General features: G+C 68.0%; 13 protein-coding genes. 4 read left to right on the top strand and 9 right to left on the bottom strand.

The window, feature by feature from the left end; all coding sequences use genetic code 11:
• Positions 1-294: 294 nt before the first annotated feature.
• Positions 295-711 carry a secondary thiamine-phosphate synthase enzyme YjbQ gene (locus A5780_RS35295; protein WP_030516482.1) on the top strand — a complete coding sequence of 139 codons (417 nt, stop codon included), beginning with the start codon at positions 295-297 and terminating at the stop codon, positions 709-711.
• A 26-nt stretch (positions 712-737) separates the two neighbouring features.
• On the opposite strand, the gene A5780_RS35300 is transcribed toward A5780_RS35295, so the two are convergent.
• Positions 738-1313: a dihydrofolate reductase family protein gene (locus A5780_RS35300; protein ID WP_030516483.1), complete on the bottom strand. Its 576-nt coding sequence runs from the start codon at positions 1311-1313 to the stop codon at positions 738-740.
• Positions 1314-1504: 191 nt separating this feature from the next.
• Here A5780_RS35300 and A5780_RS35305 point away from each other — a divergent pair, with 191 nt between their 5' ends.
• The 3 genes from A5780_RS35305 (at position 1505) to A5780_RS35315 (ending at position 3682) form a co-directional block, all read left to right on the top strand.
• On the top strand, positions 1505-1690 hold the full coding sequence (locus A5780_RS35305) for a DUF1918 domain-containing protein (protein WP_063011072.1): 186 nt from the start codon (positions 1505-1507) through the stop codon (positions 1688-1690).
• Positions 1691-1963: 273 nt separating this feature from the next.
• Positions 1964-2422, top strand: a complete 459-nt coding sequence (locus A5780_RS35310) for an SRPBCC family protein (RefSeq protein WP_030516485.1) — start codon at positions 1964-1966, stop codon at positions 2420-2422.
• Positions 2423-2476: 54 nt separating this feature from the next.
• The gene (locus tag A5780_RS35315; RefSeq protein WP_064911200.1) at positions 2477-3682 is read left to right on the top strand and encodes a low temperature requirement protein A; all 1206 of its coding nucleotides are present in this window, start codon (positions 2477-2479) and stop codon (positions 3680-3682) included.
• A 12-nt stretch (positions 3683-3694) separates the two neighbouring features.
• Here the strand turns inward: A5780_RS35315 and A5780_RS35320 are convergent, their stop codons facing one another.
• From A5780_RS35320 to leuA, 8 genes are all read right to left on the bottom strand, one after another.
• On the bottom strand, positions 3695-4522 hold the full coding sequence (locus tag A5780_RS35320) for a hypothetical protein (RefSeq protein WP_063011007.1): 828 nt from the start codon (positions 4520-4522) through the stop codon (positions 3695-3697).
• A gap of 75 nt (positions 4523-4597) precedes the next feature.
• Positions 4598-6214, bottom strand: coding sequence for a GMC oxidoreductase (locus tag A5780_RS35325; protein ID WP_064911201.1), 1617 nt, complete (start codon positions 6212-6214; stop codon positions 4598-4600).
• A gap of 126 nt (positions 6215-6340) precedes the next feature.
• Entirely contained in the window at positions 6341-7051 is a 711-nt protein-coding gene (locus tag A5780_RS35330) for a type 1 glutamine amidotransferase (protein ID WP_063011003.1), read from the bottom strand.
• A gap of 72 nt (positions 7052-7123) precedes the next feature.
• On the bottom strand, positions 7124-8359 hold the full coding sequence (locus tag A5780_RS35335) for a MurT ligase domain-containing protein (protein WP_030516490.1): 1236 nt from the start codon (positions 8357-8359) through the stop codon (positions 7124-7126).
• A 75-nt stretch (positions 8360-8434) separates the two neighbouring features.
• Positions 8435-9052 carry a pyridoxamine 5'-phosphate oxidase family protein gene (locus A5780_RS35340; RefSeq protein WP_064911219.1) on the bottom strand — a complete coding sequence of 206 codons (618 nt, stop codon included), beginning with the start codon at positions 9050-9052 and terminating at the stop codon, positions 8435-8437.
• A 36-nt stretch (positions 9053-9088) separates the two neighbouring features.
• On the bottom strand, positions 9089-10846 hold the full coding sequence (locus tag A5780_RS35345) for an FAD-dependent oxidoreductase (RefSeq protein WP_082976905.1): 1758 nt from the start codon (positions 10844-10846) through the stop codon (positions 9089-9091).
• Between the two features lie 127 nt (positions 10847-10973).
• Positions 10974-13076: a MinD/ParA family protein gene (locus A5780_RS35350; RefSeq protein ID WP_231983198.1), complete on the bottom strand. Its 2103-nt coding sequence runs from the start codon at positions 13074-13076 to the stop codon at positions 10974-10976.
• 242 nt (positions 13077-13318) lie between these two features.
• On the bottom strand, positions 13319-15145 hold the full coding sequence (gene leuA / locus A5780_RS35355) for a 2-isopropylmalate synthase (protein ID WP_063011001.1): 1827 nt from the start codon (positions 15143-15145) through the stop codon (positions 13319-13321).
• Position 15146 lies beyond the last annotated feature (1 nt).

Raw genomic sequence — 15146 nt, forward strand, 5'->3', positions numbered from 1 at the left:
GGGATCGGGCGGCCCGGCCCACCGAATTCGCCACGCCGACCAGCGGCGATCCCGTTCCGGAGCGGCGGTACGGTGCGCGGTCGCGGCGGCAGAGCCCGTGCGGCGCATCGGAATCGGCGCGCACAGCCCCGTTCATCAGCGGTTTTCCGGGTCCGCCGGCGCCCGGCGCCCGGTCCCGGCACAACAGCCGGCGTACCGGTGTGAGTAATCACACCGACCGGTTTAGCACCCGGTCGGCGAACCCCTTCGCGCGAGTCGACGATGCACGCCGCGGCGAAAGCGCACGATGGGCCTATGAAGAGCATCGAAATCGAGCTGCACACCGGCGATCGGGAGGTCGTGCACGACCTGACGCCGCAGTGCGCCACGTTTCTGCGCGAGGCCGGCGGCGGCGACGGATTGCTGCACGTCTTCGTCCCGCACGCCACCGCCGGCGTGGCCCTGATCGAGCTCGGCGCGGGCAGCGACGACGATCTGCTGCGCGCCCTGCGCGACCTGCTGCCCGCCGATGATCGCTGGCGCCACGCCCACGGCTCGCGCGGGCACGGCCGCTCGCACGTCATGCCCGCGCTGATCGCCCCCTACGCCACCGTGCCGGTCCTGGGCGGCGAGCTGACCCTGGGCACCTGGCAGTCGATCGCCTTCGTGGACCTCAACGTCGACAACCCGATTCGCCGGGTGCGCCTGTCCTTCCTGCGCGACGCCGGTTGATCGCGGCCGCCTACCGGCGGGGCACGTCAGCCGCGCTCGAACCAGGTGATCTGCGCGCCGTTGCCGAATTCGCGGCGTTGCACCGGCGTGAACGCGGTCGGCCGGAAGTTGCCGGTGAACGCGCTGATGCCGGCGCCCGCGACCACCGGATAACTCTTGATGATCAACTCGTCGATCTCGTCGACGAGCGCGCCGGCCAGTTGTCCCCCGCCGCACAGCCAGATGTCCTTGCCGTCCTGCTGCTTCAGGCGACGCACCAGGGCTACCGGATCGCTCGGAACCAGCTCGACCTCCGGATCGTCGACGCGATCGAGCGTGGCCGAGACGACGTACTGCTTCAGATGGGGATAGGGGCTGGCGATGCCGGCCGACAGCGCGGGTTCGTAGGTGCCGCGCCCCATGAGGATCGTGTCCCATTCCTTGTTGGGTTCGTCCACGGCCATTCCGAAGTGCGGGCGAATGTGCGCGGGAACCGACTCCGGATAGCGCCCATTGACGAATTCCGCCATGTCCTCGGCCACGGGATAGAAGTCGTACTCCCCACCCGGCCCGGCGATGTAGCCGTCGAGCGAGACGCCGACGAAGTAGAGGAGCTTTCGCATACCGATACCGCCTTGTTTGTTGCACTCTAACTGTAGTGGTTGAAACATAGTACTACAGCTAGAGTGGTGTCAAGCGGATTAGAAAGTTGCCGCGCGCCGATTCGGATGGATCGCAAGGATTAGCGATTCGGGCGGCTGGGAACTATGACATTGACTTGTGAGCAGTATCACATCAAACGATAATGGCGGTCATGCAGGCGCATGTAGGTGATCACATTCTCGTCCACAGCAATGCTGTGGGAATGCCCGAACGCACCGGCGAAATCATCGAGGCGCGCGGCATCGACGGCGCCCCGCCCTACGTCGTCCGGTTCGAGGACGGGCACGAAAGTCTGGTCTTTCCCGGGCCGGACTGGGAGGTCCTTCACCACCGGTAGCTGTGCGGACGAGGATCGTCAAGCCCCCTTTCCCACCCGGGGGCAGTCCCTTTTCGGGCAAGTGACCATGTGCCCGGCAATCGTCCGGCCATCGGCGGCACACCCCGACGTCGAGCACGCTGCCGACGGGCCCCGGCAGCGCGACCGCAAACCCGGCACGCCCGACCGAACCGAATCAGACTGGTCGGTCTCTGTAACTCCGGGAACAGACCACACGGTTGACGACCGCGTGTGACGGCGGAGACAATCGGCCGAAGCAGTGGAGGGCAAGACATGCGCACGAAGACCGATCACCGATTCATCATCGATGTCGAACCCGATCAGGTTCAGGAAGCATTGCTGGCCGTCGAGCGGATCCCCGAATGGTCGCCTGCGCACCGTGACGTGCGCGTCGCGACCCGCGACGAGTTCGACCGTCCCCGCCGCGTCTACGCCACGGTGACGACCCTCAACAACTCCGACCGTCAGGTCCTCGAATACACCTGCACCCCGGAACGCATCTCCTGGGAAGTGGTGGAGAGCGCCGCCGGTGGCGGTGGCAAGGGCTGGTTCGACATCGAGGAGACCGACGAGGGCACCGAGGTCTGGTACCACTCCGAGATCCATCTGCCCATCCCCGTCCCCGGTCTGCTACTCAAGCGCACGCTCTCGCGGGCCAACGACGAGGCCGTGCACAACCTCATCGAGTACATCGAGAAATTTCCCTTCGGCGAGAACTACGAGGTCGGCTGACCGAGAGGTTCGCCGTCGCGGGCGCTGACGTCGGCTTCCTGCCACGATGTGCGAATGACCGGTGTCAGACGCACACGTATTCAAGCGGTCACCGAGGACGCCTCGGTAACCCAGCTGGAACTCTTCTTCGACCTCGTCCTGGTCTTCGCCTTCACTCAGGTGACCGATCTGGCCGCGCACGACGTCACCGCCCTCAACATGCTGCGGGCCGCGCTGGTGCTGGCGGTGATGTGGTGGGTGTGGATCGCCTATGCCTGGCTGGGCAATGTGGTGAAGGCCGACGAGGGGGTGGCCCGGGTGGCGATGTTCGCGGCCATGGGCGCGGGACTCATCGTGGCCGAGGTGATTCCCGAGGCGTTCCACGACATGCCGGGCGGCTGGTACGGACCGCTCGTGTTCGCCATCGGTTACCTCGTGATCCGGCTGGTCCATCTGGCGATGTTCTGGCTGGCCAGTACCGAGGACCGGCAGTTGCGCGGGCAGGTGGGCCGCTGGGCCGGCGGCTCGATCACCATCGGCACCGCGCTGCTGATCGTGGCGGCCGTCGAACACGGCACCGTGCAGATCGTGCTGTGGATCGCGGCCATCGCCGGCGATATGGTCTGGACCTTCTTCGCCGGCAACGACTGGCGCGTGAATTCGGCCTCGCACTTCGCCGAGCGGCACGGCCTGATCGTGATCGTCGCGCTGGGCGAATCGATCGTCTCCATCGGCGTCGGCGTGGCCGGACTCCCGATCTCGTGGCCGATCACCGCGGGATCGCTGCTGGCACTGGCTGTTTCGGGCCTGCTGTGGTGGGCCTACTTCGACGTCGCGGCGACCGTCGTGGAACGCGCGATGACCGAGGCCTCGGGCTCGCGCCGGATCCAGATCGCGCGCAATTGCTACACCTTCTGGCATTTCCCGATGGTGGCCGGCATCGTCGCCATGTCGCTCGGATTGAAGAAGACGCTCAACTATCTCGGTGGGGCGGCCGGGCATACGCTGCACGATCGGCTGCGGGGCATTCCACTGTTCGCGCTCTACGGCGGCGTGGTGCTGTACCTGCTGGCGCTGGTGGGTTTCCGGCACTACGCGACCCGGGTGGTGCTGTGGCCGCGCCTGGTCACCGCGGCCGTGCTGATCGCGCTGGTGCCGCTGGCCGGGCAGCTGCCGGCGATGGCCGCACTCGGACTGCTGTGCACGGTGCTGACGGTGCTGATCGTCTGGGAGACAGTGCGTTACGCGCAACCGCGCGACGCGGTCCGGCACGCCCACTGAACCGGGTGCCGACTACCGCGATCCGAGATTCGGCGAAACACGCTGCTGCGGTTTGTGATCCACAGTTTCCGGCACGTGCCCGCCGTCGCGCACCGCGTCCCGCATCTGATTGATGTTCTCGCGCAGCACATCTCCGACCAGTTCGTCGGTGCGCGGGTCGGCCAGCACCTGGAAGACGATCCGGAAGCTGGCGTCGGCGATGCCGCGGATGATCTCCTCGTGGAAGGGCAGGTAGCGCACCCGCCCGACCGCCGGATCGTTCTTGATCAGTTCCAGGATCATGGCGTCGAGTTCGTCGCGGTTCTCCTCCAGCGCCGCGGCGATATTGCGGGTGTACCGGCCGCGGCGCAGCACATCGGCCACCTCCTCCAGCACGGCCATGGTGACCGGGCGCCGGACCGCGTCGACGATCACGGCGATCGAGCGGTTCACGACCGCGGCGGTGACCCGGTCACCGAAGGCCCGGTCGGCGACGCGCGCCAGCCGGACCAGGATCACGACGATGCGCAGCAATCGGAATCCCCGGAAGAACGGGCTGGTCACCGGGATCATGCCCAGGACCTCGTACCAATAGACGAACGGGTAGGTCCACGACCAGTCCGCCCGCCGCCAGCGCCACAGGAATTCGAGGGCGAACACCGCACAGATCGACGAGTCGACCACCACGATCACGTGATACGTGTGCTGCGGCACGGTGAAGAAGGTGATCCAGGTGACCAGACCCACCGAGACGACGGCGAGAGCCAGCATCAGCAGATCGGTCCACAGCGCCGGCGGCTTGCGCGGATACTGCTCGGGCAACGGTCCAGCCGGGTACTGCGCCACAACGGTCCCTTCCACATCGAACGGGTACCCGCCGAGAGTAGCGGCCCCGACGGCGCCGGGAAGCCGCCACGAGTGCCCGTGCGGCGCGAATCAGTGCCCGGCGCGGATGATCGCCTCGACGTTGCGTTCGGCCAGTGCGGTGATGGTCAGCGACGGATTGGCCGCGCCGGTGCTGCCCGGAATCGCCGCACCGTCGACTACGTACAGCCCGGGATAGCCGTTCACCCGGCCGTAGTTGTCGGTGGCCAGGCCCAGCACCGCACCGCCGAGGGGATGTGCGGTGAACGGGGCATTGGCGTCGTAGCCGAGCGCCTGGTAGTCGAACAGAGCCCCCGACCGTTCGGCGATGCGCTGGTCGACCGCGCGGCAGGCGGCCACGATCCGGTCCTGGGCCGCACGCGGCCAGCTCAGTGCGGCGGCGTTGCGCGCGGCGTCGTAGGTGATGCGAGCACGGGTCGGATCGATCACCAACCCGAGCGAGGCCAATGCGCCGGTCTCCAGCGGAATTCCGGGGATGTACCAGCTTTCCAGTGTCAGCGGCATACCGGATTCGTCGAAGATCCGGCTGGCACTCGGCACGCCCTGGCCCAGGCCCGAGAGCCGGCTCTCACCGCGGGCCAGCGCGACGTCGCCGTTGGTGCCCCAGCCGTCGCCGACATGTTCGTCCAGGTTGGGCAGTGCGCCGGTGGCGCGGGCGCGGACCAGCAGCTCGGTGGTGCCGATGGATCCGGCGCCGAGGAACAGCTTGTCGCAGGTGAGCGTCCGGGTGCCCAGCACCGCGCCGGTCGGGTCGAGCTTGGTGACCTGCAGGACGTAGCGGTCACCGTCGCGGCCGATGCTGTCCACCCGATGCCCCGCGAACACCGACGAGCGGCCGGTGGCATGCGCGTACTTCAGGTAGTTCTGGTTGAGGTCGAATTTCGCGCCGTTCGAATTACCGAGATTGCTGCGGGCCGCGGTGGCCGAGGCGCGCGTGGCACCGGCCAGTTCGGCACGAACCGTATCCCATTTGAAGATGGACTCGTTGGGCTGCGGCTCGTATCCGGCCGCGCGCACCTGCTCGTCCCACATTCGGGAATGGGTGAACGGGGAAGAATTGTAGATGTCGGCGGGCATGACCGACAGGTTGAGCATCTGCCGCACACGCGGATAGTAGGTGCGCTCCAACTCGGTGTAATCGACTGTGCCACCGAAGATCTCGTCGAAATGCCGGCGCTGCGGGGCGATCATGCACCCGGAGAAGACCACCGACCCGCCGCCCACGGCCGCCGCGCGCCACACATCGATGCCGTCGAATTCGGTGATATCCAGGACGCCGCCGAAATCGGCGAAACGCATGGCGACCTTGGTGACGCCGGTGAAGCTGGTGCGATGCCAGAAGCCGCGGCCGTCGGGCAGATCGTCACCGGTGAAGATCTCCCGCCACGGATCATTCGGCCAGCGCGACCCGCGCTCCAGCACGGTGTTGGCGATACCCGCCTCGGCCAGCCGCAACGCCGCGACCGCGGCGCCGAATCCGGATCCGATCACGATGGCTTCGGTATGCGCCGGAGGATCCGGCTGCGGGACGAAGATCTCGGAAACCCAGTTGCGGAACATCCCGTTCCACGCCGGATCGGCGGTGGCTGTTCCGGTCTCGCGCAACGCGCCCGTGGCACCCAGCAAAACCGCAGCACCGGCCGCCTGTAAAAAGGCACGTCTCCGCACCGGCCACCTCCCTCATCACGCATGGCCGCGCGCGAGATTACCGCCGAACTTCCTATCTCTCAACAGGATCGGCGCCAACGACCGCGCTGTTACATGCGCGATCGCTATATCACGTAGTAGAGGGTCTCAGGCGCGCAGACGTTCGCGACGCAGCCGGTCGACCTCGGGCAGGTCGAGCGGTTCCAGTTCGCGACCGCCGAGGGCCCGCGTGAGCAGGTGGTCGGCCAGTTCAGGGTTGCGGGCAAGTGCCGGGCCGTGCATGTAGGTGCCGATCACCGAGCCCTGCACCACTCCCTCGAGGCCGTCGCCCACACCGTTGCCGACGCCCTTGGTGACCCGGCCCAGTCCGGTCGCGTCCGCGCCGAGAGACGTTCCGCCCCGGTGATTTTCGAATCCGGTGAGCGGCTGGGTCAGGCCGGCGAGCAACGGTGTGGTGGCGACCTCGCCGATGGACCGGACCCGCTGCGGAGCGGTGGTCACGTCGAACAGGCCGACACCGTCCACGCGCTCGCCCGCGGAGGTTTCGTACCAGTTGCCCAGCACCTGGATCGCGGCGCAGATGGCAAGTACCGGAACACCTTTCGCGGCCGCGCGCTGCAGGCCGGGATAGCGCTGCAGATGCCGGGTCGCCAACCGCTGCGCGGAGTCCTCCGCGCCGCCGAGGGTGTAGATGTCCAGCGTCTCCGGCACCGGGTCGTTCAGCGTGATCTCCACGATCTCCGCATCGATGCCGCGCATGCGCAGCCGCTGCCGCAAGACCAGCGCGTTGCCGCCGTCACCGTAGGTCCCCATCACATCGGGCAGCACCAGCCCGATCCGTACCGTCGATTCAGCCATCAGTGCTGTCTCCTCTCGGGCATTCGCGGCTCGCTCCGTGGTTACGCAGGCCGCCGCCTTCGCTCGCGTCGCTCATGCCCGGGTGTCCAGATCGCGATTCAGATCCCGGAAGGCGGTGTAGTTGGCGAGCACCTCGACCCGTCCGGGCGGACAGGATGCGATGGCACGCAACGGATTCGGCACGGTGGTGTGCTCGACGCCGGCGTAGGTCAGCCGCACGCCCAGGTCGGTGGCGCGCTCGCCCGCCGCGACCACCTGGGTGCCCTCGAAGTGCTCGAAGCGCACATCCCACAGCCAGGACAGATCCTCGCCGTCGGGCACCTGGCCGTTGACCGCGATCACCAGACCCGTCGCCTCGGGGTCGATCATGGACAGCGCCTCCTGCCAGCCGGCCGGATTCTTGGCCAGCAGCAGCCGTGCGGAGTGCTCGCCGACCTGCACGGTGCGGTAGCGGCCGGCGATCTCGCGAACGGTTCCGGCGGCTTGCGCCGCGGTGTCGGCATGTCCGCCCAGCGCGACCGCCGCGGCCACCGCCTGCGCGGCGTTACCGCGATTGGCGCGGCCCGGAAGGGCAAGGTGCAAAGGCAATTTCAGCCCGTCGGGCCCGCACAGATACTCCGCGTCGACCCACCACTGCGGTTCCGGCCGCCGGAAGTCGGCACCGGTGCTGCGCCAATCGGTGCCCTCCCAGACGATCGGCTCGCCGCTGCGCGGACAGCTGGTGGCGTCGACCGCCCAGCCACTGCCCGCCGACACCCAGACCACATTGGGGTGGTCGTAGGCGATCGAGGTGATCAGCACGTCGTCACAGTTGGCGATCAGCACGGTGTCGGGATGCCGGGCCATGCCCTCGCGCAGTTTGCGCTCGATCATGTTGATCTCGCCGACCCGGTCGAGCTGATCGCGGCTCAGATTCAGCAGCACCACCGCGGCGGGGTTCAGCGCATCGGCCACGTGCGGCAGATGCAGTTCGTCGACCTCGATGGCGGCCAGCGGCGCGGTGCGGTCGACGCTGAGCGCCGCGACGATTCCGGCATCCATATTGGCACCGTCGGCCTGGGTGACGACGCGGCCAAGTTCGGCCAGCGCGGCCGCGGTCATCCGGGTCGTCGTCGACTTGCCGTTGGTGCCGGTGACCAGCACCGTCCGCCGGTTGCGGCCCAGCTGGGTCATGATGTCGGGGGCGATCTGCAGGGCGATCAGCCCGCCGATCATCGACCCCTTACCGCGTCCGGCCTTCTGCGAGGCCCACGACGCCGCTGCCGCCGCCCGCAGCGCCAGCCGTCCGCGCACCGAGATGTCTGCCACCACGCGAGTGTATTGGTGGCGAGACACCCGCGCGCGAGCGGCCGATGTGATCTGCGACCGACAGGCAGGAGCCGGTCAGTAGAGCATCCGCCGGTAATTCTCCGGCGAGTAGTAGTCCCGCAGTTCCGCCAGCGATTCGGTGGTGTTGCGCTGGACTTCCTTCACCAGCACCGCATGGCTGGGCAGCGGGTCCTCCGGCCAGCGTTCGGGCCGCCACAGCTCGCTGCGCAGCAGCGCCTTGGCGCAGTGGTAGAAGATCTGCTCGATCGCCACCTCGACCGCGAGGATCGGCCGGTGGCCCTTGACCACCATCTCGTCGAAGTAGGGCGCGTCGCGCAGCAGCCGTGCCCGGCCGTTGACCCGCAGCGTCTCGTTGCGTCCGGGAATCAGGAAGAGCACGCCGACGTGCGGGTTGGACAGGATGTTGAAGTATCCGTCGCCGCGGCGATTGCCCGGCCGCTCGGGGATGGCCAGGGTGCGGTCGTCTATCACGCGCACGAATCCGGCCGGATCGCCCTTCGGCGAGGCATCGCAACGCCCCTCGGCATCGCTGGTGGCGAGGACGGCGAACGGCGCGGTCGCGATCCACTCCCGATCGCGCGGATGCAGGCGCGTCCGTTCCTTCGTCGCGGCGCGCGGCGCCGGCTCACCGAGCAGTTCCCGAAGTTCGGCGGCGCTGGTGATCTCGCTCATCACCCCATTGAACGCGCGAGATCGGCCGCCCGCCACCTACATCGGGACGTCGAACATGTTCGGCCGGCCCGCGGCATAGCGCGCGCGGTCGGCCTGGCGCAGCGGCTCCAGCTGCGGCGCCCGATACAGCTCGAACAGCCGGCAGCGGGCGGCATTCGAACCGGCGACGTCCAGCAGCGCGTTCACCGCGGTGCGAGCCGCCTCGCAGGCGCCTTCCATCGTCGCGAGATCGATGTTCGTGCGTACGTAATCGCCCGCGAGGAAAAGATTTTCCAGGGCACCGTGCGCATTCGGGCGCGCCGCCCACGAACCGGCGGTGTTGATCAGCAGCGGGTCGGCGTTGGCGTTGCGGTTCTGCGCGGCGTCCCAGCTCACGCCGGTATCCAGGAACCACGACACCAGGTCCGAATCCTGCAGTGCGGCAGGGCCTTCCAGATGCTTCTGCAACTGCGCCCAGACCTCGCGGGCGATTTCGTCGTGGGTGCATTCGATCGCCGGCTTGCCGTACAGGATGCCGGGTGTATTCCAGTCCGAGATGTCGACCGACAGGCAGTCCCGAACCGAACCGTCACCTGATTCGGAAAGCTTTGTGCGCGACCAGAACTGGCTCTGCGCGATGGAGGTGAGCGACCACGGCGAGTCGACGTAGGCGGTATGGCCGCGGGCGATCTGGGTGGGGCGGCGCAGATAGAACTGCATTCCGCTCATCCAGTTCACGACCAGGCCGTCCATGGCCGCCAATTCCGGCTGCACGGCCAGAATGTCCGGCGTCCACAGTCCACGGGCGACCTCGACCGGTACCGCGAGCACGAAGTAGTCGGCGTCGACCGCCCGATCGCCACCGCTGCCGCCGGCCACCCGGGCACCCGAGATGCGCCGATCGCGCACGTCGAGCCCGCGCAGTTCGGCGTTTTCGAACCGCACCCCCAGGCCGCGCAGATGGGCCACCCACGGGTCGATCCAGGCCTCGTTGGTCGGCCCGTTCAGCAGCCGGTCCAGCGGTCCGTCGTTACCGGTCTCCAGCGGATTGCCGAGGAACTGCTCCCCCATGGAACCGATGGTCCGGGTACTGGCGTGATCATCTTTCGCCGCGACCAGCAATGTGGTGAGAGTGCGCGACATCAGCATGCGGAATTCCTGCGAGCGGCCGCGAGCGCCCACGAAATCGCGCCAGGCGAGTTTCTCCCACTCGCCGAAACGGCGATCGTCGCAACTGGTGTTGAAAACCAGCAACCGATTGGCGAAATACGCCGCATCGGTCATCGGCATCCTCATCGAGGTGGAGATCACCGAGGCGACCGTCTGGCGGAAATCGTCCGGAGTGGCCCACGGCTTTCCGGCGCGGCCCATCGGCAGGATGGTGTCGTCGGCGCCGGCGCGGGAGAAACGCGCCTCGGCGGCCGGGACCAGATTGTCCCAGACACCGTTGGCATTGCCCGCGAACGGAATTCGCCGCATGGTGTCGGGAATGTGGTGATAGAAACCGGGGAAGAAACGGAAACCGTGTTCGCCCGGCAGATCGGGCCGGCCGTCGCGGCCACTGCCCGCCACCGGAATGCTGCGCGCCTTACCGCCCAGCGCCCGGCGTTCGTACACCGTGACGTCGAATCCGCGTTCGGCCAATTCGTGCGCCGCGGTCAGTCCGGCGACGCCACCGCCGAAAATCGCGACCCGCCGACCGGGATCGGCATTCGCACGAATCGGGCGCACCATGGCGCCCGCGGTTATCACACCCGCGCCGGCCACCCCGCGAAGTACCGTCCTTCGCGAGACGGCCCCGTATTTTTCTGCCATCTATCGGGACCTCCACACCGCGGGTAACTGTATGCGGTGCGGCCGGGCCCCGTATCGATTGGGGTGACAATTCGCGCCGGGCACCAATTCGGTGGGAAGAATCCCCGGAATCGGCGCCCGGTGCGAATCAGTAGCCGTGCGGACCCGGATAGTGGCCCTGCGGGCCCGGGTACTGGGTCTGCGGCCCCGGGAAGGGTGGCTGCGGGACGTGGTATCCGAAATCGTCGGCGACCATGGCCGCCAATTCCAGCAGCGCCCGCCGGGTGGGCTTGCTGACCAGTTCCAGGTCGATCTCCGCGCCCTCGGCGAGATGATCGTCGAACGGCACCACCTGCACCGCGCGGGTGCGGTCGAGGAACAGTTTGCGCAACTGGTCCAGGTCCACGGTCGAGGCGCCGCGGCGGGAGGCATTGACCACCACCACGGTCCGCTCCACCAGCTTGCTGTAACCGTGGTGCTCGAGCCAGTCCAGCGTCGCCGAGGCACTGCGCGCGCCGTCGATGGCCGGGGAGGTGACCAGGATCAGCGAGCTCGCCATATCCAGTACGCCGGCCATCGCCGAATGCATCAGGCCGGTACCGCAGTCGGTGAGAATGATGTTGTAGAACTGCTGCAGAATGCCGATCGCGCGCCGGTAGTCGGCCTCGCTGAAGGCCTCCGAGACCGCCGGATCCTGTTCGCTGGCAAGCACTTCCAGTCGGCTCGGCGCCTGGGAGGTATGCGCCCGCACATCCGAGTAGCGGCTGATGTGCTGGTCCTCGAGCAGGTTGCGGACCGTCGAGCGGGTCTGGCGCGGCACCCGGTGGGCCAGGGTCCCCAGGTCGGGGTTGGCGTCGATGGCGATCACCCGGTCACCGCGCAGCGAGGCGAAGGTCGAACCCAAACCGACTGTGGTCGTGGTCTTTCCGACGCCGCCCTTGAGCGACAGGATCGCGATCCGGTAGTCGCCGCGCACCGGCTGGTTCACCCGATCCACCAGTTCGCGGTAGATCAGATCGGCCGACGATTCGCCCGGATTGATGGCGCCGCCGGTCACCTTGTGCACGGCGCGTCGCCAGCCGCTGCGCGGCGACCGCCGCGCCCGCTTGAGCAGGTTCAGGTCGTTGACCGAATTCCCCGGCTGCACGGGCTGGGTCATGTGCTGCGGCTGGAACGTCGATTGCGGCTGCTGCTGATATCCCTGCGGCAGTTGCTGTTGCGGTCCCGGACCGCCCTGCCAGCCGCCCTGCTGCTGCGGCGGTTGCTGCTGCGGCGGCATGTGCTGCGGCGGCGGAGCCGAGGGCAGCGGCGGTGGCGCCCAGCTGAAGATCTGGCCGCCGGCATCGGCGTCCGCGCCCTGCTGCTCGGGAACGGGCGGCGGTCCCTGCCGATCGTCGAAGACCCGGCGGACCATGCCGTCGGCGCCGATCTCCTGGCGGATCTCGCCGTACGGCGTTTCCTGCCGGACCTCGCCGTACCCGGATCCCGGCTCACCGGCGGCGGGCCGGAAGCCGCCCTGCTCACCGGGATTGCCCTGCGCGGCGAAACCGCCCGGGTCGCCCGGATTGCCGTGCGGCGCGAATCCGCCTGGCTCACCGGGGTTTCCGGGCGGCGAAAAACCACCCTGCTCGCCCGGAGGCGCGAAACCGTTCTGCTCACCCGGAAATCCGCCCGGGGCGAAGCCGCCCGGTTCACCGGGATTCCCGGGCGGCGGGAAACCACCCTGCTCGCCGGGGAAAGCGGTCGGCGCGAAGCCCGGTTCGCCGGGGTGACCCGGAGGCGCGAAACCGCCCTGTTCTCCGGGGAATCCGTTGGGCGCGAAACCCTCCGGGCCGGGCCCGCCCGCCCACGGCGGCGGGAATCCGTTCGGATCTCCCGGCGGGGCGAACGGACCGGAATGGTCGTTCATCGGGAAGCCCGGCGGGGCGAAACCCTGATTCGGCGGATACGGATTCGCTCCCGGCGGCGCGAACGGCCCCGGTGCGAATCCCCCCTGCTCGGGCGGAGCGAAGCCGTCGGGCCCGAACTGCGGGCCGGGCGCAAACGTGGTCTGTTCGATACCGTCGGGCACCGGCGGAATGATCCCGGAGGCCGCGTGTTCGAATTCCGCGGATTCCTCGGCGGGTGCGCCGGTCGGTTCGGATTCGGACGTCACGCTCGCCGTCCCGTCGGATGCCGTTGTGTCCGCGTCGGATTCGTCCTGCGACGGCAGCGAGGTCGGATTGTCCTGTTCGGCAGCTGAATCGCCCATCCCCTGCCCCTGCAACCAAGGCGGTGAAGTGGAGTTGTCGTTAGTCGTCACGTTTCCCCCATCTGCTCGACAGAGTTCGAGCAGAGAGCTCGCGGCCAATGCGCCACAACGCTAGCACGCTGGCCGAATACGAGTCCCCCGGTGAACAGGGGCCGCACCCCGTACCGGACGAGTTGCCCCAGAACACCGCCCACCGCCTTCCCGGCGGTGGGCGGTCCCGGCTGTCGAGCAGGGTGTACGGATCAGCGCGCGCGCAGTGCGCGGTTCACCGCGGAGACGACCGCGCGCAGCGAGGCGGTCGTGATGGAGGTGGCGATACCCACGCCCCAGGTCACCTTGTCCCCGATCGCGCATTCGACATAGGCGGCGGCCTGCGCGTCGTCACCGGAGGACATCGCGTGCTCGGAGTAGTCGAGCACTCGCACGTCGTAGCCGATGGTCGCCAGCGCGTCGACGAACGAGGCCAGCGGGCCGTTGCCGGAACCGACGATCTCCTGTTCGGCCCCGTCCACCTTCACCACCGCGGTGATGGTGTCGGTGCCGGAATCGGTTTCGGCGGCGGTCATCTTCTGCCGGATGCGCTCCAGCGGCAGCACCGGGTTCAGGTACTCCTCGGCGAAGACGTCCCACATCTCCTTCGGCGTGACCTCGCCGCCCTCGCCGTCGGTGATCTTCTGAATCGCCTGCGAGAACTCGATCTGCAGCCGCCGCGGCAACACCAGTCCGTGGTCGGTCTTCATGATGTAGGCGACGCCGCCCTTGCCGGACTGCGAGTTCACCCGGATCACGGCCTCGTAGGTGCGGCCCACATCCTTGGGGTCGATCGGCAGGTACGGAACCTCCCAGACGATGTCGTCGACATCGGAATCGGAGGCGTCCGCCGTGTCCTTCATGGCGTCCAGGCCCTTGTTGATGGCGTCCTGGTGGCTGCCGGAGAAGGCGGTGTAGACCAGATCGCCGCCGTAGGGGTGGCGCTCGTGCACGGGCAACTGGTTGCAGTATTCGACCGTGCGGCGGATCTCGTCGATATCGGAGAAGTCGATCTGCGGATCCACACCGCGGGAGAACAGGTTCATCCCCAGGGTGACCAGGCAGACGTTTCCGGTCCGCTCACCGTTGCCGAACAGGCAGCCCTCGATGCGGTCGGCGCCGGCCTGATAGCCCAGTTCGGCGGCCGCGACCGCGGTGCCGCGGTCGTTGTGCGGGTGCAGCGACAGCACGATCGAATCGCGGCGGGCCAGGTTGCGGCTCATCCACTCGATGGAATCGGCGTACACGTTCGGCGTCGCCATCTCGACCGTCGCCGGCAGGTTGATGATCAGCGGCTTCTCCGGAGTCGGCGCGATGATCTCGGACACCGCGTCACACACCTCACGGGCGTACTCCAGTTCGGTGCCGGTGTAGGACTCCGGGCTGTACTCGTAGCGCCAGTTGGTGTCCGGGTAGCGCTGCTCGATCTCCAGGCACAGCTTCGCGGCGTCGGTCGCGATCTTCTTCACCGCGTCGCGGTCGGCACGGAACACCACGCGACGCTGCAGGATCGAGGTGGAGTTGTAGAAATGGACGATCACATTGGCGGCGCCCTGGCACGCCTCGAAGGTGCGCTCGATCAGCTCGGGACGACACTGGGTCAGCACCTGGATGCTGACGTCGTCCGGGATCGCGCCGTCCTCGATGATCTCGCGGACGAAATCGAAGTCGGTCTGGCTGGCCGACGGGAAGCCGACCTCGATCTCCTTGTAGCCCATCCGCACCAGCAGGTCGAACATGCGGCGCTTGCGGGCGGGGCTCATCGGGTCGATCAGGGCCTGATTGCCGTCGCGCAGGTCGACCGCGCACCAGCCGGGCGCCCGGTCCACGACCCGGTCCGGCCAGGTGCGGTCGAAAGGAATCGGCGCAGCGTCGAATGCCGGGCTGCCGCCCGGGACCTCCTCGGCGAAGGGCCGGTACCGGAAGGTCGGCATCGAGGAGTTCTTCTGCTTGTTCCACGCGGGCTGATCGGCGGGCGCGGGTTTGGACGGCGCGGTGATGGTGCGCGTGCCGGATACGAAGGCGTCAGCGGGTGACATG

This window comes from Nocardia sp. 852002-20019_SCH5090214, from assembly GCF_001665865.1.
GTDB classification, from domain to species: Bacteria; Actinomycetota; Actinomycetes; order Mycobacteriales; family Mycobacteriaceae; genus Nocardia; species Nocardia nova.

Bases quoted from the DNA above. Each gene is read 5' to 3' on its own strand.
- A5780_RS35295 (WP_030516482.1), top strand. From the start codon at position 295: ATGAAGAGCATCGAAATCGAGCTGCACACCGGCGATCGGGAGGTCGTG.
- A5780_RS35340 (WP_064911219.1), bottom strand. From the start codon at position 9,052: ATGAGCGAGATCACCAGCGCCGCCGAACTTCGGGAACTGCTCGGTGAG.
- A5780_RS35330 (WP_063011003.1), bottom strand. From the start codon at position 7,051: ATGGCTGAATCGACGGTACGGATCGGGCTGGTGCTGCCCGATGTGATG.
- A5780_RS35345 (WP_082976905.1), bottom strand. From the start codon at position 10,846: ATGGCAGAAAAATACGGGGCCGTCTCGCGAAGGACGGTACTTCGCGGG.
- A5780_RS35350 (WP_231983198.1), bottom strand. From the start codon at position 13,076: ATGGGCGATTCAGCTGCCGAACAGGACAATCCGACCTCGCTGCCGTCG.
- A5780_RS35305 (WP_063011072.1), top strand. From the start codon at position 1,505: ATGCAGGCGCATGTAGGTGATCACATTCTCGTCCACAGCAATGCTGTG.
- leuA (WP_063011001.1), bottom strand. From the start codon at position 15,145: ATGTCACCCGCTGACGCCTTCGTATCCGGCACGCGCACCATCACCGCG.
- A5780_RS35300 (WP_030516483.1), bottom strand. From the start codon at position 1,313: ATGCGAAAGCTCCTCTACTTCGTCGGCGTCTCGCTCGACGGCTACATC.
- A5780_RS35315 (WP_064911200.1), top strand. From the start codon at position 2,477: ATGACCGGTGTCAGACGCACACGTATTCAAGCGGTCACCGAGGACGCC.
- A5780_RS35310 (WP_030516485.1), top strand. From the start codon at position 1,964: ATGCGCACGAAGACCGATCACCGATTCATCATCGATGTCGAACCCGAT.